14 protein-coding genes are annotated in these 18,471 nt (G+C 70.2%); 2 read left to right on the forward strand and 12 right to left on the reverse strand.

Translation table 11 applies throughout. The features are described from left to right. Positions 1-18: 18 nt before the first annotated feature. The 12 genes from AC06FD_RS05370 to AC06FD_RS05425 form a co-directional block, all read right to left on the reverse strand. Positions 19-2,193 (reverse strand): TadG family pilus assembly protein, encoded by a 2,175-nt coding sequence (locus AC06FD_RS05370; protein ID WP_478077181.1) that lies wholly within the window; start codon positions 2,191-2,193, stop codon positions 19-21. Positions 2,194-2,197: 4 nt separating this feature from the next. Further along, entirely contained in the window at positions 2,198-2,626 is a 429-nt protein-coding gene (locus tag AC06FD_RS05375) for a DUF3613 domain-containing protein (protein WP_478077182.1), read from the reverse strand. After that, positions 2,623-3,471: a tetratricopeptide repeat protein gene (locus tag AC06FD_RS05380; protein WP_478077183.1), complete on the reverse strand. Its 849-nt coding sequence runs from the start codon at positions 3,469-3,471 to the stop codon at positions 2,623-2,625. The genes AC06FD_RS05375 and AC06FD_RS05380 overlap by 4 nt, the downstream gene beginning before the upstream one ends. A gap of 5 nt (positions 3,472-3,476) precedes the next feature. Continuing rightward, positions 3,477-4,463, reverse strand: coding sequence for a type II secretion system F family protein (locus tag AC06FD_RS05385; RefSeq protein ID WP_478077184.1), 987 nt, complete (start codon positions 4,461-4,463; stop codon positions 3,477-3,479). Beyond that, the gene (locus AC06FD_RS05390; protein WP_478077185.1) at positions 4,460-5,410 is read right to left on the reverse strand and encodes a type II secretion system F family protein; all 951 of its coding nucleotides are present in this window, start codon (positions 5,408-5,410) and stop codon (positions 4,460-4,462) included. The genes AC06FD_RS05385 and AC06FD_RS05390 overlap by 4 nt, the downstream gene beginning before the upstream one ends. A gap of 2 nt (positions 5,411-5,412) precedes the next feature. Continuing rightward, positions 5,413-6,765 carry a TadA family conjugal transfer-associated ATPase gene (locus tag AC06FD_RS05395; RefSeq protein ID WP_259202879.1) on the reverse strand — a complete coding sequence of 451 codons (1,353 nt, stop codon included), beginning with the start codon at positions 6,763-6,765 and terminating at the stop codon, positions 5,413-5,415. Further along, the gene (locus tag AC06FD_RS05400) at positions 6,750-8,036 is read right to left on the reverse strand and encodes a CpaE/TadZ family protein (protein ID WP_478077186.1); all 1,287 of its coding nucleotides are present in this window, start codon (positions 8,034-8,036) and stop codon (positions 6,750-6,752) included. The genes AC06FD_RS05395 and AC06FD_RS05400 overlap by 16 nt, the downstream gene beginning before the upstream one ends. A gap of 24 nt (positions 8,037-8,060) precedes the next feature. Then, positions 8,061-9,413: a type II and III secretion system protein family protein gene (locus tag AC06FD_RS05405; RefSeq protein WP_478048043.1), complete on the reverse strand. Its 1,353-nt coding sequence runs from the start codon at positions 9,411-9,413 to the stop codon at positions 8,061-8,063. A gap of 18 nt (positions 9,414-9,431) precedes the next feature. Continuing rightward, positions 9,432-10,469: a Flp pilus assembly protein CpaB gene (cpaB, locus tag AC06FD_RS05410; protein ID WP_478077187.1), complete on the reverse strand. Its 1,038-nt coding sequence runs from the start codon at positions 10,467-10,469 to the stop codon at positions 9,432-9,434. 31 nt (positions 10,470-10,500) lie between these two features. After that, positions 10,501-10,977: a TadE/TadG family type IV pilus assembly protein gene (locus tag AC06FD_RS05415; protein WP_259202876.1), complete on the reverse strand. Its 477-nt coding sequence runs from the start codon at positions 10,975-10,977 to the stop codon at positions 10,501-10,503. Further along, positions 10,974-11,516 carry a prepilin peptidase gene (locus AC06FD_RS05420; protein WP_478077188.1) on the reverse strand — a complete coding sequence of 181 codons (543 nt, stop codon included), beginning with the start codon at positions 11,514-11,516 and terminating at the stop codon, positions 10,974-10,976. Before AC06FD_RS05420 ends, AC06FD_RS05415 begins: the two co-directional genes overlap by 4 nt. Positions 11,517-11,621: 105 nt before the next feature. Then, positions 11,622-11,825, reverse strand: coding sequence for a Flp family type IVb pilin (locus AC06FD_RS05425; RefSeq protein WP_259202873.1), 204 nt, complete (start codon positions 11,823-11,825; stop codon positions 11,622-11,624). Between the two features lie 786 nt (positions 11,826-12,611). On the opposite strand from AC06FD_RS05425, the gene AC06FD_RS05430 reads away from it, so the two are divergent. Beyond that, complete coding sequence (locus AC06FD_RS05430) at positions 12,612-13,604, forward strand: helix-turn-helix domain-containing protein (protein ID WP_478077189.1); 993 nt, start codon at positions 12,612-12,614, stop codon at positions 13,602-13,604. 225 nt (positions 13,605-13,829) lie between these two features. Next, positions 13,830-18,410 carry a YadA-like family protein gene (locus tag AC06FD_RS05435; protein WP_478077190.1) on the forward strand — a complete coding sequence of 1,527 codons (4,581 nt, stop codon included), beginning with the start codon at positions 13,830-13,832 and terminating at the stop codon, positions 18,408-18,410. Positions 18,411-18,471 lie beyond the last annotated feature (61 nt).

The following is an 18,471-nucleotide window of genomic DNA, read 5'->3' on the forward strand; positions in this document are numbered from 1 at the left end:
CCAGCGCGCGGGGAGGGGTCAATAGACCAGCTGGGCGGGGGTGCACTGCACCGCGTGCAGGTGCACATCGGTGCGCCCCAGCTCCAGTCCCAGCACCCGTGCCAGGGTCTGGGTGAGGAGGGTGCCGACGCCGTTGAGCAACGGCTTGAGCAGGCCCTCCAGCACCGGCCGCAGCAGGGTGCAGAGCAGGCCGCTGCAGGCCACCGTGTTGGTGCTCGGGTCGGTGATGCCGCCGTTGCCCTGGTAGCTGTCCAGCAGCCCCGCATCGGCGGTCTGCAGGTACGAAGCGAGGTTGCCCTTGACGCAGTTGTTGTAGGACAGCAGCACGCTGACCAGGCCACTGCAGCGGTTGATCACCAATCCGCCGAGGACGGTGCCGAGCAGACCATCGAGCGCGCCAAGGCCCTGGCCGGTGACCGTGACCCGGTACGCTTCCCACACCGAGCCATCGCGGTAGCAGGTGGCCAGCCCGAGCAGGCCGCAGGCGTACGGCACGCCGTTCTTGACCTGCCAGTCGCCGAAGCGCTGGATGCCCAGGCTGGTGGATCCATCGCGCAACAGCGCGATGCTGGCGTCCACGTCGAACTGGCCGTTGCTCTTGCGGGTGGCCATCAGGAACTGGTCGGCCAGCTGGCTGGCGGTCTCGGCCTTGTCCATGCCCTTGGGGGCCGGGTTGAGCACGCCACCGAGCACGCGCAGCAGTTCGCGCACCAGGTCGTTGACGGCGTTGCCGATCTGCGCGCCGTTGATCCAGGTCGATCGGGTGTCGCCCGGTGACAGGGTGACGGTCTCGTCGTGGGTGAGCGCGTTGAGTGAGATGCGGTCGTTGATCAGCGGCGCGCCGAGCAGGGTGAGCAGTTGCTCGTTCTGCAGGCTGGCGTCGCAGACGTTGCGCCTGGAGAACTGTGAGGCCGCATCGACCTTGCCTACGCACGCGCGCAGCACCGAGGACTCGACGCGGATACTGGCGGTGGCCGGCTGCGCGGCGCATTGCAGGCTGGTGAGCGTCCCCATCGCATTGGTGACATCGGCATACACCGGCAGGCGCAGGCGGATGCCGAGCAGGCTCAGTACCCGACCCACGCCCAGGACGAAGTTGTTGCTGTCGATGTCCAGGCTGACCCGCACCTGCGCGTTGTAGGCGCGCGCGCCGACGCCGCCGATGGCGATCGAGGGTGGCTCGATGATCGCCGCCTTGGCCTGCACCAGGCCGAGGATGTTGAGCTGGTTGACCGCCACGCCCTTGCCGCCGTTGGCGATGCTGATGCTGGTGGTGATCAGGTCCAGCGCGTTGACCTCGGCCTGCAGGGCGGCCGAGGCCGGGCCGTCCGGGGCGACGATGCTGCCGAACAGGCCGCTGCCGGCCGCGTTGCTGCCCAACTGGACGTTGAGCTGGTCGACGTCCAGCTGCGCGCCGAGCGCATCGCGCAGGGCCCGCAGGTCGACGTTGGCCACGCCGCTCTGCGCCAGCACGCTGGCGGTGGCGTCGAGCAGTTGGCCGAGGGAGACCTTGTGCGCGGCCAGCAGCGCGTTGAAGTCGCCGATGCTGATGTTGGCATCCACCGGAATGCCCAACGCCTTGAGCAGGCCCCCGGGGGTGACCTTGGCCTGGGCCAGGCCGTCATAGCCGAGCAACGTGGTCTGGTCCAGGTCGACCCCGACCAGCTTGAGCACGCTCCCGAGCGGCGTGGTGCCGTTGACCCGCAGCAGCTGCGAGCCGACGCTGAACACCGCCAGCGGCGGCGCCCGGGTGGCCACGGCCTGCGCACTCACCTGCGGCAGGCCGCGGGACGGGCCGAAGAACGGCAGCACGGGACGTTCGGCGATCACCTTGACCGCGTTGACCGTAGTGCTGTCGATGAAATGGTCGCTGCTGGCGTGGGTCGGGTTCCAGTCGCCGCAGCGCACGCGCAGGGTGCCGGCGAAGCGGTTGGCCTGCAGCGCGTTGCCACGGGCGGCGCTGTTGTCGGTGCGGTCGGCGCTGCACAGGTCCAGGCGCTGCGCGCCGGCCAGGGCGGCGAGGTCGGCGATCTTCTGCACGTCGCGCTTGGCCCAGTACAGGTAACCGACCTCGACCAGGCCGAGCATCGCGACCAGCGCGACCATGATCACCATCATCGTCACCGACATCCCGCCACGCTGGCGCCGGCGCGACGCCGAGCGGATGGCAGGGGTGCACTGCGGGCGGCTCATGGGCTCAGTCTCCGCTGCCACTGCCGATGCCATCCCCGGTGATGTCCTTGCGCACGCTGGTGTCGAGGAATTCCGGGATGGGGTGGGTGAAGCTCTGCAGGTAGCGCGCGTAGCTGAGCGAGGCCTGGTCGCCGAGCATGGGCAGGTGGGCGCCGGCCTGGGCGCCGCTGGCCTGGAGGCGCAGCAGGGCGCGGGTGGTGTCGCCGATCTGTGGGCGCGGTGGCGGTGCCAGCGGCGCGGGCGCGGGCATCGGGGTGGCCGGTGGCACGGGCGGCGATGTCGGCACCGTGGCCGGCACCTCGGTGCGCGGCGCGGCGGTGTCGCCGAGCATCTGCCCGGTCAACGGACGCTGCTGGGCAGGTGCGAGCGCGCAGGCCAGCAGGCAGCCCACGGCGATCGACAGACGCATGGCGGGCGAGGCGAAGGCGTTCATGGGGTGCTCTCGTGGGCGGGATCGGCGCCGCCGAAGCGTTCCAGCATCGACGGGGCGAGGCGCGCATCGGCGCGCGGGGGGCGGGCCGCGGTGGCGGCAACCGGCGCGCCCGGGCGGGCCGGTTCGCTGACCGGTGCCGGGGCGGCGGGCGGCACGGTGGCGGGTGGCTGCCGCAACTGTTGGGCGAGCCGCTGCACTTCGTCGCGCGCGGCGGCAGGCAGTGCGGCGCTGCGCATGATCTGGTCGGCCATCGCGGTGTCGTTGCGCAGCAGTGCCCACACCGCCAGGTTGGCGTTGGCCTTGACGTTGCCCGGGGCCAGCTCGGCAGCCTTGGCCAACGGTTCGCGGGCCTGGGCCAGGTGGCCGGCGCGCAGCCGCGCGAAGCCGAGGTCGCCGAGGTAGTCGGTGTTGAGCGGCTGCAGCTGCACGGCGCGTGCCAGGCTGGTTTCGGCTTGCGCCGCATCGCCCGCACGGGCCGCGATCAGGCCCAGCCCGTGCCATGCCGCGGCGCCCTGCGGGCCGTTGGCCAGGCTGGTGTACAGGCTGCGGGCCGCGTCCACCTGTTGGGTTTCGCGCAGGCCATCGGCCTGCAGCAGGCGCAGGGCAGGGCTGTCGCCATAGCGCTGGCGGTAGGCATCCACGTGCGCCAGCGAGGCGAAGTACGCCCCCTGGCGCTGCATCTGGCCGATCAGGTCCAGGTACATGCGCTTGTCGTCCTGCGGCGGTGTCTCCAGCGGCGCCAGGCTGAGCGGGTCGGGGCGGTAGGCGGTGTGCGCCGACCCGCAGGCGGTGCACAGCACCAGCGTGGTGAGCAGCAGCCCGAGATGCGGCAGGCGATTCGGCATGGTGGTCATCCCAGTCGGTTCACGGCGTTGGCCAGCGCGATGATCGCCGGGCCGGACAACACCAGCATCAGGGCTGGCAGCAGGGTCAGCATCATCACCACGGTCATCTTCACCGAGAGCTTGCCGACCTTTTCCTTCAGCGTTGAACGACGCTGTTCGCGCAGGCGCACGCTGAACTGGCGCAGCGGCTCTTGGACCGCGCCGCCATGTTCATGCACCTGCAGCATCAACTGCACCAGGCTGCGCAGGTCTTCGTCGTCGAACGATTCGGCCAGCCGGCGCAGCGATTGCTGGCGCGTGCGGCCGTGCATGTAGGCGATGTTGGCCTGCTGGATTTCGCGACCGAGCACCGGGATGGCGCTGCGCAGCTTGTCGCCGAGCGTCTGCAGGCTCTGGTCCATGCTGAAGCCGACGCCCTGCAGCAGGCGCAGCAGGTCGATCAGCAGCGGCAGTTCGGCCGAGACGCGCTTGCGCAGGCGCGTGGCCCAGGCGCGCAGCGCGAATTTGGGCAGCAGCACGCCGGTGCCCAGTGCGCCCAGCATCACCACCAGGCGGCTGAGGCCATCGCCGCGATAGAACAGCATCGCCAGCACCAGGCACAGGACGGCCAGCAACAGGCGCAGCGCGAGGAAGCTGGCGGTGCCGGCACGCGTGTGCCAGCCGGCCTGGTCGAGCAGCAGGCGGTCCTCCGGCGCAAGCAGGGCCGCCTCGAGGCGACCACCGTTGAAGCGCTCGCCCAGGCTGGCCAGCCACGCCCAGCCACGCGGGCCCGCGTCGGCGGTGGTGGGGGTGTTGGCCGCGGTGGCCGCGGTGGCGGCCGTGGCGACCGTGGCGGCATCGCGGGGGGCCTCCTCGCGGTTGCGCAAGGCGGTCTGCAGGGTGGCGGCGGTGCGCTGCTGCTGACCGCTCAGCCACAGCCCGGCCATGCCGAGCAGGCCCACGCCGAGGGCGAGCAGGAGCAGGGCGAGGATGAGCAGGCTGTCGGCGCTCATAGCGAGCGCGCCAGCCGATACAGCAGGAAGCCGCCCACCAGCTCCAGCAGCAGCGCGGCGCCGAGGATGCGATGGCCCAATGGCGCCTGCAGCACCGGCTCGAAGAAGTCCGGGCTGACGATCGCCATCAACAGCGCCGACAGTGGCGGCAGCAGGCCGAGTACCCAGGCGGACATGCGCGTCTCGGCGGTGGTGGCCATGAGTTCCTGGCGGGCCTGGTCGACATCGCGCATGAAGTCGCTCATGCGCTGCAGGATCTGGTCCGAGCGGCCGCCGATGCGGATGCTCACCCCCAGCACCACGGCCAGGACGTCCAGCACATCCAGCCGGTACGGTTGCGCGGCCTGGCTGAGCGCGCGATCCAGGTCCAGGCCACTGCGGGTGCCGGACAGGGTGTCATCGAGCAGGCCACGCAGCGGCATCGGGACCTGCTGGCTGGCAGTCTGGAAGGACATCTGCAGGCTGTTGCCCAGCCCGGTCAGGCGCACCAGGTTGTCGAGGAAGTCGGGCAGTTGGCGCAGCAGGCGCCGTTGCAGGCCGAGGATGCGGCGCGACACCCACAGCCCGAGGACCAGCGCATACAGGCCCAGCGCGATCGGCCAGACCCAGCCGGTGCCGATGCGTGCCGCCGCCGCCCAGGCCAGCAGCACGCCGCCCAGCGCCCACAGGATCGGCAGCCGCCAGCCGGTGCGCAGCGCGGCGCGTTGCAGCAGCGCGTCCCAGGGCAGGGTGTCGGGGCGTGCGGCGGCGGGCGGCGTTGATGCGGCCGCGGCCGGACGTGCCGGCATGCCGGCCAGCAGCGGCGTGGCCGGATGGGCGGCCAGGCGGTGTTCGGCGTGCTGTAGCGAGGCACGCTGGCGTTCGCGGCGGGCCGCGCCCCACCACAGTTCGATGGCCACCGCCACCAGCACCAGGATCGCACTGCACAGCAACAGCACCGTGGTCATGCTCAGTAGCCTCCGTCCAATGCCTCGCGCAGCTGGCGCCGGAATGGCTCCAGCTTGTGCGAGTGGGGATGGAAGCCAAGTCCGACCCAGCGGTCGTGCTCCCGGCCGTCGGCGTCGATCTGGATTTCGTGGCGGAACATTTCCTGGGTGCTGATCAGGTTGTCGCTGACCCCGGTGATTTCCGTGATCGACACCAGCACCCGGCGACCGCTGCCCAGCCGCGAGATCTGCACGATGAAGTCGATCGCGCTGGCGATCTGCCGGCGCAGGCTGTCCTCGCTGCCCTGGAAACCGGCGAACCCGGCCAGCATCTCGATGCGGTACAGGCAGTCGCGCGGCGAATTGGCGTGGATGGTGGCCATCGAGCCGTCGTGGCCGGTATTCATCGCCTGCAGCATTTCCAGCACTTCGGCCCCGCGCACTTCGCCGACCACGATGCGGTCCGGGCGCATGCGCAGGCTGTTGCGCACCAGATCGCGGATGCTTACCGCGCCCTGGCCATCGGCACCGCCGATGCGGCTTTCCAGGCGCACCACGTGCGGGTGGTTGAGCGAGAGCTCGGCGGTGTCTTCCACGGTGATGACCCGCTCGTCGGCGGGGATGTAGCTGGCCAGCGCGTTGAGCAGCGACGTCTTGCCCGAGCTGGTGCCGCCGGAGACCAGGATGTTGCAGCGGCCCAGCACCATGGCATGCAGCAGCGCCTGCATGGCGCGGTCGAAGGTGCCCATGCGCAGCAGTTCGTCGGGCGTGAACGGGTCCTTGCGGAACTTGCGGATGGACACCATCGGGCCATCGACGGCCAGCGGCGAGATGATCGCATTGAGGCGGCCGCCGTTGGGCAGGCGCGCATCGACCATCGGGTTGGATTCGTCCAGGCGGCGGCCGAGCGGGGCCAGGATGCGGCGCAGGATGCGCAGCAGGTGGCTGTCATCGCTGAAGCGCTGGGTGGCGCGCACCAGGCGGCCGCCCTGGGAGACGTGGATGTCCTTGTAGCCGTTGATGAGGATGTCTTCGATGCTGGGATCGTGCAGCAGGTCGTCCAGTGGACCGAAGCCGGTCAACTCCTTGACCAGCGCGCCGGCGACGATGTCCATCTCGGCTTCGTTGACCGGGATGCGCCATTCCTGCACGAAAATCGCGGTCTGGGTGTGCACGTAGCGGGCCACCGTATCCGGTGCCCACGCATCGATGTCGATGCGTTCGTCCTCGATGCTGTTGAGCAGGTGCTCGTGGGCGGCCACCAGCACCTTTTGGTATTCGTCGGACTGGGCGAAGGGGGGCGGCGCGGCATCGACCGCGGGGGCGGCCTCGTTGCGCGCGTGCAGGGGAGCGAACGGCGTCACTTTGTCTTCCATGGGAGACCACTCAGGCGGAGGACGAGTTTTTCCCGCCAGCCACGGGGCAGGGCGCCGGCGAGTGCCGGGTCCAGCCGCGCCAGCAGGGGAGTCAGGGCACGCAGGTAGGGATCGCGCGGTGCATCCTGCAGCAGCAGGTGGCCATGGTTGGCGCTGGCGCGCAGGCGGTGGCAGTCGGGCAGGGTCGCCAGCAACGGCAGCGCGAAGCGCTCGGCGATCTGGGTCGGCGCCAGCCCGCCCGCCTCATCGTGGCGGTTGACCACCAGCTGCAGGCGGGCGTCGCGCGCACCGAGCGCTTCGAGTTGCCTGAGCGCCAGGTCCAGCGAGACCAGCGTGCCGATCGCCTGGTCGACGACCAGCCAGATCTCGTCGGCGCTGTTGAGCAGCGAGCGCGGAATCTGTCGCACCGGCGCCCCGCCGAGCTCGCACAGCACGGTGTCGAACACGCCGCGCAGGCGCTGCACCAGCACCGCCGGATCGGCGACCGGGCCGCCCTCGCTGCCGGCCGGCTGGCCGAGCAGGGTCAGCCCGCCCGGGTGCCGGGTCATCGCGGTCCGCGCCAGGGTGGCATCGATGCGCGTGGCATTGCGCAGCGCATCCTCGTAGTGGAACTGGCTGTCCACGTTGAGGTACAGCGCCGCATCGCCGGCCGGCTGGCCGAGGTCGAGCAGCAGCAGGCTGTTGTCGTGCTGGGCCGGGTCGGCGTCGGCGGTGGCGGCGCCGCCCGGGTGGCCGAGCTGTTGCGCCAGTACGCCCAGATGCACGGCCAGGGTGCTGCTGCCCACGCCGGCGCGCACGCCCAGCACCAGCACCAGCCGCGCCTTGTGCGCAGGCTCGGGCGCCACGCTGCGGATGGGTGCGGCACCGCCGGCGCGGCGCAGCACCGTATCGATATCGGCGGTGGCGGCATCCAGGTCGAGGATGTCGCGCAGGCCGGCGCGCAACGCGGCGACCACGCCGTCAAGCTGGTCGGGGGCGGTGGAGCCGACCGCCACCAGGGCCAGGTCGGGCACGCTGCGCTGCAGGTGCCGGGTGAGATCGGTGGATGCCGCGGCCTGTTCGCGCCGGAAGTCGAGCAGCACCACGCAGGTGCCGCTGCGCCGGTGCGCATCCAGCGCGATGCTCGAACCGCGGCTGTCCTCCCAGTGCACGCGGGTGCCGACCGGGAGCCGTGGGCCGAGCGTTTCAAGCAGCTCGGGGCTGGGCGCGACCAGGACCAGTGTCATCGGCGGCGCCATCGGATGCAGCAACGGGATGGGGGCGGAAGACATGGGGAAGGGGCTCCTGGCATCGGCTCAGCGCGAGAAGCCGGGCAGCTGGTCCGACGATGCCGGGCTGAGCAGCCACGCACCCCAGACCGGCAGGTTCGGCTTGACCTCGCGGTCGCCGGGCAGCGGCACCACGGTGTCGCGCGCCAGCGGTTGCACCAGGCGCGGGGTCACGATGATCACCAGTTCCTTTTCCTCGCGTTTGTAGTTGAGGCTGCGGAAGAACGACCCGATGATCGGCAGGTCGCCCAGCAGCGGGATCTTGTCGACGCTGGAGCTGACCGTGTTGCTGACCAGTCCGCCGATCACGAACGTTTCGCCGTCGCCCAGCTCGACGGTGGTGTCGGCACGGCGGGTAGTGATCGAGGGAATCTGCACGCCGTTGTAGGAGATGCCGGCGGCGTAATTGAGGTCGCTCGCCTCCGGAGCGACCTTCAGCGCGATCCGGTCCGGGCCGAGCACCGTCGGGGTGACGGTCAGGCCGATGCCGAACGGCTTGAAGGTGATGGTGGTGGTGCCCAGCCCCTGCGGCTCGAGGATCGGCAGCTCGCCGCCGGCCAGGAAGCTGGCGCTCTGCCCGGACAGCGCCACCAGCGTGGGCTCGGCCAATACGCGTGCCATGCCGTTGCTCTGCAGCAGGTCGATGTTGGCATCCCAGCCGTGGGTGAGTGACTTGAACACCAGCCCGAACGCGGATGACAGCGGGTTGTTGACCACCGGGACGTCGGGGTCGGTGCCGATCGGCGCCACGCCGGGCAGGGTGCCGCCCGGGCGGGTGATGCCGTAGAAGAAGCCGTTGTTCTGGTTGGCGAAGCTCATGCCGATCTGGCGCAGTACCGACTTGTTGAACTCCACCACCTTCACGTCCACCTGCACCACGCCGCCGCTGGCGATGGTGGAGACATCGGCGAGCTGGCCGTCCTTGCCCAGCGCCATGCTGGCGGCCTTGCGGCTCTGCTCATGGTCCAGCAGGCCTGCCGCACTCCCTTGCAGCAGGCCCTGACCATCCTGCAGGGTGACCTGCAGGCCCTCCGACGGTGGCAGCGCCCCCTGGACCGCGCTGCGCACGTCGATCTGCATCCGTTGCGGCTCGCTCTGCTGGCGGCGCCAGACCAGCAGCGTGGTGGTGCCCGGTGCCTTGCCCACCAGCAGTGCCTGGCGCGGACCGCGCAGCATCACCACGTCGGCCACGCTGGGGTCGGCGATGGCGACCCGCTCGAGGTCGGCCGGCAGCGTCCACGGGCGTTGTTCGCGCGTCTGCAGGACCACATCGGCATTGGCCATGCCCAGCACCGGGCTGCCCCCGAGCACCAGCGCCAGCAGCAGGCGCGTGGACCAGCGGTGCGTGGGACGGTGCAGGCGGGCGGGGCGTGGCGTCATGGAGGGTCTCGGCATGGCTCACGGAGAGCCGCTGTGGGAGGAAACATCGCCGCGGATGATCTCGACACCGCGATCGAGCCGTGGGGCAGTGCGCGGTGCGCTGGCCCGTGGCGGCGCCGCCGCACGCGGGGCGCGGACGCTGCTGCGACCGGCCAGGGCATCGCTGTCCAGGCCGGCGTAGGCGTCGTTCTCGGGCGAGGCCAGGGCGAGGCGTTGTTCGGGGCTGAGTTCGCGGCGCGGGTTGAGCACGCTGGCGGGCGGGGCGAACAGGCTCTGGTCCGGCTGGCCGACATCGGCCGGATTGCGCAGGGCCAGGAACAAGCGACCTTGTTGCGCGCCGAGCAGCAGGCGGTTGGCGTCGGCCACCGGCACCGCCAGCACCGCACTGCGGATCGGTGCATTGGTGCTGGTGCTGCTGGCGCTGCTCGACGCACCGCCCTGGATATCCTGGGCCCGGCTGTCGTTACCGGCGGCGGCAGTGGGGTCGTCCGCACCGGTGGCAACCGGTTGTCCGGGTACCGCATCGGCGGCGCCGTAGCTAAGCACGCGCAGCCGCGACAGCAGCAGGCGCGCCTGGGCCTGGCCATCGGTGTTCATCCCCGGGGGCGCACGCAGGTTGAGGAACACATCGACGTAGTCGCCCGGCAGGATGCGGTTGCCGGCGGCCACCAGTTCATCCACCGGCACGGCAAGCGCGCGTTCGCCGGGGTTGAGGCGCAGCGCATAGCCCTGCGCCATCAGGGCGCTGTTCAACGCGGTGCCCGCCGGGATGTCGTGCACGGGGACCGCGCCGGTAGCGGCGGCGATGTTGGCATAGCCGCCTGTGGGGGCCTGCGGCGCGGCGCCGATGCGCAGGTCGGCGGCGCTGATCGGACGCCCGGCGGGCAACAGGGTGGCGGCCTCGACGACGGGCCACTGCTGTGGCTGGCCGGCCACGGTCGGCGAGGGTGCCGCCGCCGTGTTCGGCGTGCGCCGGCTGACCAGGAAGGCGACCACGGCCAGCAGCAGGGCCAGGGCGATCAATGCCACTGCGGCGATGCGGGTCAGCTTAAGCATGCAACTGCCTCCGGGAAGGGTGCGCCGCGCATCAGGGCGTACCCAGGTCGAGCTGGGCCACCGCGGTACTGCGGATCGGCTGGGTCATCAGCCACCCGTACATGCGCCCGGTACCGGGCAGGAACGGTTTGCTGCTGTAGTCATAACTCACCGACACCTGCATGCATTGCGCGCTGGCCAGGCCCACGCACGGGGCCGGTGCCGACACCACGATCGGCGGCGCGGCGGCGTTGTTGCAGTTGGCCTGCTGGCCGGCGAAGTTGAGCAGCCATTGCATCGAGCGCTGCGCGGCCTGGCAGGCCGCCACGCGGCGGTCGTTGGGACTGGCATAGCGCAGCGACGCGCGTGCGCCCTCGGCGGAGGCCAGCGACAGGGTCTGCTGGGCGGCCATGATCATCACGCCGGTGTAGGTGAGCAGCAGCAGCGGCACCACCCCGATGATCAGCATGAAGGCGAATTCAAGGGTGGCCACGCCGCGTTGGCGACGGGCGAGGAGGGCAGCCTTCATGGAGCCGCTCCCTGGCCCTGCCAGAGCAGGTAGCCCAGCGTGGCGGCGGCCAGGTAGGCCGCGTAGGGAATGCCCGTCCGGCCTTGGCGCAGGGCCTGCAGGCGCTGGGCGGCGGGGCCTGTCTGCCAGTGCTCGCGCACGCGTGCCTGCAGCAGCTGCGCACGCAGTGGCAGGCTGGCGCGCAGGCCGGGCGCGAGGACGACGACCGTCGCATGCAGGCCGGCAAGCAGGCTCGCCACGATCCAGATCGGCAGCAGTGCCGATGCCCCGAGCAGCAGCCCCAGCACGGCGAAGTACTTCACATCGCCCGCGCCCATCCAGCCGATTGCATAGAACGGCAGCAGCGACAGCAGCCCGACCAGCAGGCCGAGCAGATGCATGCCGGGGAAGGCGGCACCGGTCATCCATGACCACAGCAGCGCGCCCGTTGCCAGGACCGCCACGCACAGCAGCCACCGATTGGACACGCGCCGCGCGTACAGGTCGCTGGTGGCGACCTGGGCGCTGAGCAGCACGGCCAATACCGGCAGCAGTGACATCCGATGGTTCCTCCATGATGGCGCATCGAACCGGGGGGCAAGGCATGCCGTTGGCGACGCCGCAGGGTGGCCTGCGGGCGCAGCCTTCGGGCAGTGCGCTGTGGATCAGGTGGTCGGGGTGCTCGGCGCGCCGCCGCTGGCGCTTTCGACAAGCGTCTTGAGCTTGCTGAAGAGCGTGTCGAACATGTCGGTCAGGCCGGTGCGGGCGGCGACGACCAACACGCCGGCGATCACGGCGGCGAGGATGCCGTACTCGAGCGCGGTGACGCCGTCTTCTTCGGCAAGGAAGGTGCGGATGGAGGCTTTCATGACGGTCTACTCCCTGTTCCAGTCAATGGATTGAACTGCCTGCGTATGGATGGGGGATATCCGGCTCCGCCGGATCCATCCTGTAACCTGCGCGCTCCGTGCGCAGGGTGCGGCCGCACCTGCGGCCGCAGGCCTACCTGGGCATTGCCAGGCGGACCGTGTGCGGGAAGGGCGGGGCAGGCAGCGTCGGACCGCGCGGCGTGATCGCCTGCGCCGGTCGGGTCGGGAACAGCGTGACATCCCTGAGCATCTGCATTGCATCCCCCTGTCGTGCAAACCCGGTTTCCGCCATGGAACTGCCGGGATGCGTGCCTGCCGGAAAGTCCGGCGTCATCAACAGAATCCAAATCAATCATCGGCGGCGTCGGGTCCGACTTTAATCGCCGCAATCCGCCCGTTATCTCCGCATGAGCGATGAGCACCATTTAATGTTTATAAAGTGAAAGAGATGTGTTTATAACGTGATGGCGTCGTGACGACGGGTTTTTGGCGCTGTATTTAGACCGTTCCAAGTTGTTTTCAAAGGAATTTCTTCACCTGCAGTGCCCGCGAGGTGGGTGGGTTTACCTTCCGGCGAGTTCATGCATACTTGCCGAAAATGCGCATCCATAATCGGGCGACGACCCGCGCGCAATATGCAGTCAGGGTATTCAGGGTTTTCCGTTGCTGCGCTGGCGGCCGGTGGCGGGTTTATGCAGCGCATTCGCCGAGTGCATACAGGAAGAGACGGGCGCGGCCGGCTTGAGCGGCGTCGCGCGCATCCAGGCGCAAGGGGGCATCACTGTCATGGTAGATGGTGTAGTGGGCGACAATGGCGGCGACGGCGTGTTCCGGTCCTACGACCTGGCCACGCTGAGCGGCGTGCTACGTGTCTGCGACCTGGAAATGGTGCTGCTGGATGGCAATGGTCCACGCGCGACCCTGCATTCGCGCGTCCACGACGAAGCCCTGTTCTGCACCGCGCATTGCGGGTTCCACTTCCGCGGTCGCTTCATGCTGCCGCAGGACTGGTGCCTGCTTGGCTTCATCCACGCTACCGACGAGGGGCGCAGCTGGTGCCATGGCATTCCGCTCAGCGCGGGGATGGCGGTGACCGTCCTTCCCGAGGGCATCAGCGAGTTCGCCCTGAGCGCGGGCACCCGGCTGAGCATGCTGCTGGCGCCGATGCAGCGCGTCCAGCGCAAGCTGACCGAACTGAGCCTGCGCAATACGCTGCCCTCGGGGCAGGCGTTGTCGCTGTTCAACAGCGAGGCCAGCGGCGGCCAGGCGCGCCTGCTGCAGCGTTACGAAGCGCTGCATGCGCAGTTGTCCGCGGCGGACGGCGCGCTCGCCGCCGATGCCGTGGAAACGGTGCTGCACGACCATATCCAGGCATTGCTGGGTGCGGGGAGCGAGGACCGGCCGTCCAACACGCGCGCACGCCGCGCCCATTACCTGATCGCGCAGCGCGCCGAGAATTTCATGCGGCTCAATCTGCGGCGTTATATCTACATGCACGAGATCTGCGACGCCGCCGGGGTCAGCGAGCGTGCGCTGCGCTACGCCTTCGAAGACCTGTTCGGCACCTCGCCCAACCGTTACCTGTCGATGTTGCGGTTGTGCGCGGCCTGTCGCGGGCTGTCGATGGCCGACTCCAGCCGCAAGTCGGTCAAGGCCGTCGCGCTCAGCTGTGGGCTCTGGGACCTGTCCCGTTTTGCCGACAATTACCGTCGTGTATTCGGCGAGCTGCCGCGCGACACGCTGATGCGCGCGCCGGCCCAGATCGGCAGCCCGGCCTGATCGTTCGCGGCAGGCGCCGCCCCCCCTCCAGGTGCCATGCACGTTTCCGGCAATCTGCCGGAATTGCGCATGCCGCTGCCGGTTATCGTCCCTGTATTGCCGGAACGCACGCATGCGCTGCCGGAATGAAGTGCCCCGCAGATGACGTGGCGACTGTAATGACATCCAAGTGCCGAGAGGCATGGCTGATGCAGTCCACATCGTCCGTACACGGGGGAATACCTGATGAACCGTATCTTTCGACTGGTCTGGAGCCACCGGCTGAATGCCCTGGTGGTCGTTTCCGAAGTGGCCACCTCGCGTGGCAGCCTGGTGGCCGGCCCGGTCGTGGTGCACCTGAAGGTACCGCTGTCGCTGCTGTCCATGGGCCTGGCCCTGGCCCTGAGCAGCGGAACGGCGCTGGCCGGTGAGAGCCAGACCCGCAGCGACCTGGATGCGCTGACCGCCAAGTACGCACCGCTGCCGGTCAAGCTGGATGCCGACGCCGCGCTGGCAGCGGTGGTGCGTGCGCGCGACGGCTCGCCCGCGCTCAACGCCGATGCCAACGTGTCCCTCAACCTGGGCCTGGGCAAGGCCGGCGGCACGGCGGCGCCCCTGCCTGCGGTGCAGGTGGGGGGCACGCTGAAGGCCGCGCTGCCGCAGCAGGTGGCCGTGCCCGGAACCGCTGCGTCGGGGGCGGCCAACGCGACGGTCACGCTGGCCGGCACGCCGGTACTGGGCGCCGATACATCGGTGAACGCGACCGTGGCCGCACACCCGAAGGCGGCCGTGGCGACCCGGGCGACGCTCGCCGCGAGCGTGCCCGCCGCGGTGAAGCTGGATGCCACGTTGCAGGCGGGCGCGGAGGCCGCGCTGGAGGCGGGTGCCGGCGCAACGGGCGGCGCGAAGGCCGGCATCGCGGCCACCGCGACGATCGGCGCCACCGCCACCGCCACGGATACCGTCACCGCCAGCGTCGATGACGCGGTGCAGGCCACCCTGGCCTCCGGCGTCGCCGGCGGGGTGGGCGTGGATGCACTCGCGCACGCGGCAGTGGTGGCCGACCGCAACGAAAAGCGGGTGGACGCCGGGGCCAGCCTGATGCAGACCACGTCGCTGACGATGTCGCCGACGGCCGCCTCCGGTGGCCTGCTGGGCGGCGTGGGCGACCTGCTCAATGGCGTGGGCAACACGCTGGGCAATGTGGTGGGCGGGGTGAGCGACACCGTCGGCAACGTCGTGGGCGGGGTCAGCAATACGGTGGGCAACGTAGTGGGCGGGGTCGGCGGCACCGTGGGCAACATCGTCGGTGGCGTGGGCGGGGTGGTCTTCCCGGCGCCCACGTCGCTGCCGCCCGGCCACCCCAAGGCACCGGCACCCACCGATCCCAACGCGGGGCTGATCATCGGCACCGGCGGCCTGGTGGGGTCGTTGTCGAGTCTGGTCGGGCCGACCGCGCAGGGCCTGCTCGGTGGCGACGGCTACATGCGCAATGGCAACCTGGCCGTCAGCAGCGCCAACGTCATGCAGACCTATTCGGTGACCAACGTGCTGGGCCTGCCGGTGGTCAACCTGACCCCGGCCGGGACCCTGCTCAACGGGTTGGGCGGGGCCACCACCGGCGGCAGTTCGCACCTGACCCTGATCGGCGGTGTGACCTCCGACAGCTACATCTACAACATCAACAATGGCAATCCCAACGGGCTGCTCGGCCTGCTGCTGCCCGACCAGGCCCCGGGCTGGTCCAATACGTGCGTGGACCTGCTGGTGGCCAGCGTCGATTGCTGGGCGGTCAACGCTGCGCAGGACTACCAGGTGCTGGTCGGCGACGGCGCCTATGCCAATGGGTCGCGCGAAGTGGTGATCGGCGCCAACGCGCGGCATGAGCTGGCGCCGGTGGATGCCAACGTGGCGTTCCCGGGGGCAGGGCAGAACGATCCGAACGACCCCACCGGCGTACCGACCGCCGACTACGCCGCGCGCATGGGCCATTCGGTGGTGGTGGGCGACAGCGCCAAGGGCACGGCCAACGGCCAGGTGCTGCTGGGCGCGGAGGCCACGTCCACGCAGGCCAACAGCGTGGCGCTGGGCTACCGCACCGTGGCCAACCGCGGCGCGCAGGCCAGCTACAGCGCGTATGGCCTGACCACGCCGCAGGTGTCGGCCGGTGAGGTCTCGGTCGGTTTCGCCGGCGGCGAGCGCCAACTGACCAACGTGGCCGCCGGCAGCGCGCCCACCGATGCGGTCAACGTGCGCCAGTTGCAGGGCGCGATCAACCAGATCGACGCGCTGGACGTGTTCGCGGTGACCTACGACGACGACGGCGCCGGTGGCGCCGACTACCGCCGCATTACCCTGGGCGGTGGCACCGGCACGACCACGTTGGCCAACCTGGCCCCGGGCGCGATCGGCGCGGGCAGCACCGAGGCGGTCAACGGCGCGCAGCTGTTCTCCAGCAACCAGGCCATCGTCGACTACTTCGGCGGGCTGACCGCGTTCGACCCGGCCACCGGTGCCTGGACCGCGCCGAGCTTTGCGATCACCAGCGTGTCCGACGGCGGCGCGATCGCCCAGGGCGTGTACGACAACGCCACCGATGCGTTCTCGGCGGTGGATGGCTCGCTGGTCAACCTCAATACGCAGATTACCGACATCCGCAACGGGGCCGGCAGCAAGTACCTGAAGGTCAACTCGATCGGCCTGGCCGCCGCCGCCGCTGGCACCGACAGCATCGCCGTCGGCAGTGGCGCCACCGCGACCGCGGCCAATGCCATCGCGGTGGGCGCCGGTGCAATGGCCGACCGTGACGGCACGGTGTCGGTGGGGGCGGTGGGCAACGAGCGCCAGGTGGTCAATGTCGCCGCCGGCACGCTGGCCACCGACGCGGTCAACCTGGGCCAGTTGCAGGCCTCCGAGCAGGGTGCGCTGCGCTATGACGAAAACCCCGACGGCAGCGTCAACTACGCCAGCGCCACGCTCGGCAACGGCACCGGCACCACCCGCCTGGGCAACCTCAGCGCCGGCGCGGTCACCGCGGTGAGCACCGAGGCGATCAACGGTGCGCAGCTGTTCAATGCCAGCCAGGCGCTGGCCACGCACCTGGGCGGCGGTGCCGCGGTGGACGCCAACGGGGTGCTCAGCGCGCCGACCTACACGATCAATGCGGTGTCCAGCACCGGCCAGGTCACGGCGGGCGACTATCGCGACGTGGGCACGGCGTTCGACGCGGTCAGCCAGTCGCTGGCCAATGTGGCCGACCAGACCGATGCGGTGGACCGGTTGGCGGTGAAGTACGACGTGGATGCCGGCGGCAACGCCACCGATACGGTCACGCTGGGCGGAACCGGCGGCGGCGCGGCGGTGGCACTGACCAACCTGTCCGACGGCAGCGTGCTGGCCGGTAGCCGTGATGCGGTCACCGGCAACCAGTTGTTCCAGACCAACAACGCGATCATCGGTTACTTCGGCGGTACCACCAGCTTCGATCCCGCCACCCGCATCTGGACCGCGCCGACCTTCAGCATTTCGTCCATCGCCACCGACGGCAGCGTGCTGAGCAACGACTACAGCAACGTCACCGTGGCCTTCGCCGCCGTGGACGACTCGCTGCTCAACATCAACACCCGGATCAGCCAGATCCAGCCGGGCGCGGGCAGCCCGTTCGTGCAGGTCAACTCGGCCAAGGCTGCCGCCAGCGCGGCTGGCGCCAACAGCATCGCGATCGGGCCGGTGGCCTCGGCCACCGGCAGCGGCAGCACCGCCATCGGCGATGGCGCCGATGCCAGTGCCGACAACAGCGTGGCGCTCGGCAGCGGTTCGGTGGCCAGCGTGGGCGCGGAGACCGGCTACACCGGCGCCTATGGCGCGGCCGGCGGCAGCAACTCGGCCGGTGAAGTCTCGGTGGGCAGCACCGGTGCCGAGCGCAAGGTCACCCATGTGGCCGATGGCTCCGACCGCTACGACGCGGTCAACGTGGGCCAGCTGCAGAACGGGGTGAGCTACGCCATCGACCAGTCCAAGGCCTACACCGACACCCAGATCAACAACATCAACAACGGCACCTCGGGCATGTTCCAGGTCAACAACACCAACAACCTGGCCGCGCCCGCCGCCACCGGCGCCAACGCAGCCGCAGGCGGCGTGGGGTCCAGCGCGGCAGGGGCCAACAGCACCGCGCTCGGCAACGGGGCCAGCGCGCAGGGCACCAACACCGTGGCGCTGGGGGCCGGCTCGGTGGCGACCCGCGACAACACGGTCTCGGTGGGCAGCGCCGGTGCCGAGCGCCAGATCACCAATGTCGGCGACGGCAGCGCGGCCACCGATGCGGTCAATGTGCGCCAGCTGCAGGCTTCGCAACAGGGCACGATCCGCTACGACACCACGGTCAACGGCAGCACCAACCTCAACAGCGTCACCCTGGGCAGCACCAGCACCGGCCCGACCACGGTGCGCAACGTCGCCGCCGGGACCGCCGGGACCGACGCGGTCAACGTGGACCAGCTGCGCGCCGGCATGAACCAGAGCCTGGACTGGTCCAAGGCCTACACCGACGAGCGCTTCGATTCGTTCGACCGCAACTTGCGCCGCACCGACGACCGCGCATCGGCCGGCGTCGCGGCGGCGATGGCGGTGGCCGGGCTGCCGCAGCCGTATGAAGCCGGGCGCAGCATGGCCGCGATCGCCGCCGGCAGCTACAACGGCGAGTCGGGCGTGGCGCTGGGGATCTCCGGCGTCTCCGAAGGCGGCCGCTGGATCTACAAGGTGGCCGGCACCACCAACAGCCGCGGCGAAGGCGGCGTGTCGGTCGGCGCGGGCATCCAGTGGTGATGGCCCGATGCAGCACCTGCCGTGATCGTTCCCGGTGCGCGCCAGCGGCCGCATCGGGGAG

Source organism: Stenotrophomonas sp. Steno-Z1 (assembly GCF_056393175.1).

Coding starts and splice junctions, on each gene's coding strand:
- AC06FD_RS05400 (WP_478077186.1), bottom strand. CDS start 8,036: ATGTCTTCCGCCCCCATCCCGTTGCTGCATCCGATGGCGCCGCCGATG.
- AC06FD_RS05405 (WP_478048043.1), bottom strand. CDS start 9,413: ATGACGCCACGCCCCGCCCGCCTGCACCGTCCCACGCACCGCTGGTCC.
- AC06FD_RS05415 (WP_259202876.1), bottom strand. CDS start 10,977: ATGAAGGCTGCCCTCCTCGCCCGTCGCCAACGCGGCGTGGCCACCCTT.
- AC06FD_RS05375 (WP_478077182.1), bottom strand. CDS start 2,626: ATGAACGCCTTCGCCTCGCCCGCCATGCGTCTGTCGATCGCCGTGGGC.
- AC06FD_RS05370 (WP_478077181.1), bottom strand. CDS start 2,193: ATGAGCCGCCCGCAGTGCACCCCTGCCATCCGCTCGGCGTCGCGCCGG.
- AC06FD_RS05430 (WP_478077189.1), top strand. CDS start 12,612: ATGGTAGATGGTGTAGTGGGCGACAATGGCGGCGACGGCGTGTTCCGG.
- cpaB (WP_478077187.1), bottom strand. CDS start 10,469: ATGCTTAAGCTGACCCGCATCGCCGCAGTGGCATTGATCGCCCTGGCC.
- AC06FD_RS05380 (WP_478077183.1), bottom strand. CDS start 3,471: ATGCCGAATCGCCTGCCGCATCTCGGGCTGCTGCTCACCACGCTGGTG.
- AC06FD_RS05395 (WP_259202879.1), bottom strand. CDS start 6,765: ATGGAAGACAAAGTGACGCCGTTCGCTCCCCTGCACGCGCGCAACGAG.
- AC06FD_RS05425 (WP_259202873.1), bottom strand. CDS start 11,825: ATGAAAGCCTCCATCCGCACCTTCCTTGCCGAAGAAGACGGCGTCACC.
- AC06FD_RS05390 (WP_478077185.1), bottom strand. CDS start 5,410: ATGACCACGGTGCTGTTGCTGTGCAGTGCGATCCTGGTGCTGGTGGCG.
- AC06FD_RS05435 (WP_478077190.1), top strand. CDS start 13,830: ATGAACCGTATCTTTCGACTGGTCTGGAGCCACCGGCTGAATGCCCTG.
- AC06FD_RS05420 (WP_478077188.1), bottom strand. CDS start 11,516: ATGTCACTGCTGCCGGTATTGGCCGTGCTGCTCAGCGCCCAGGTCGCC.
- AC06FD_RS05385 (WP_478077184.1), bottom strand. CDS start 4,463: ATGAGCGCCGACAGCCTGCTCATCCTCGCCCTGCTCCTGCTCGCCCTC.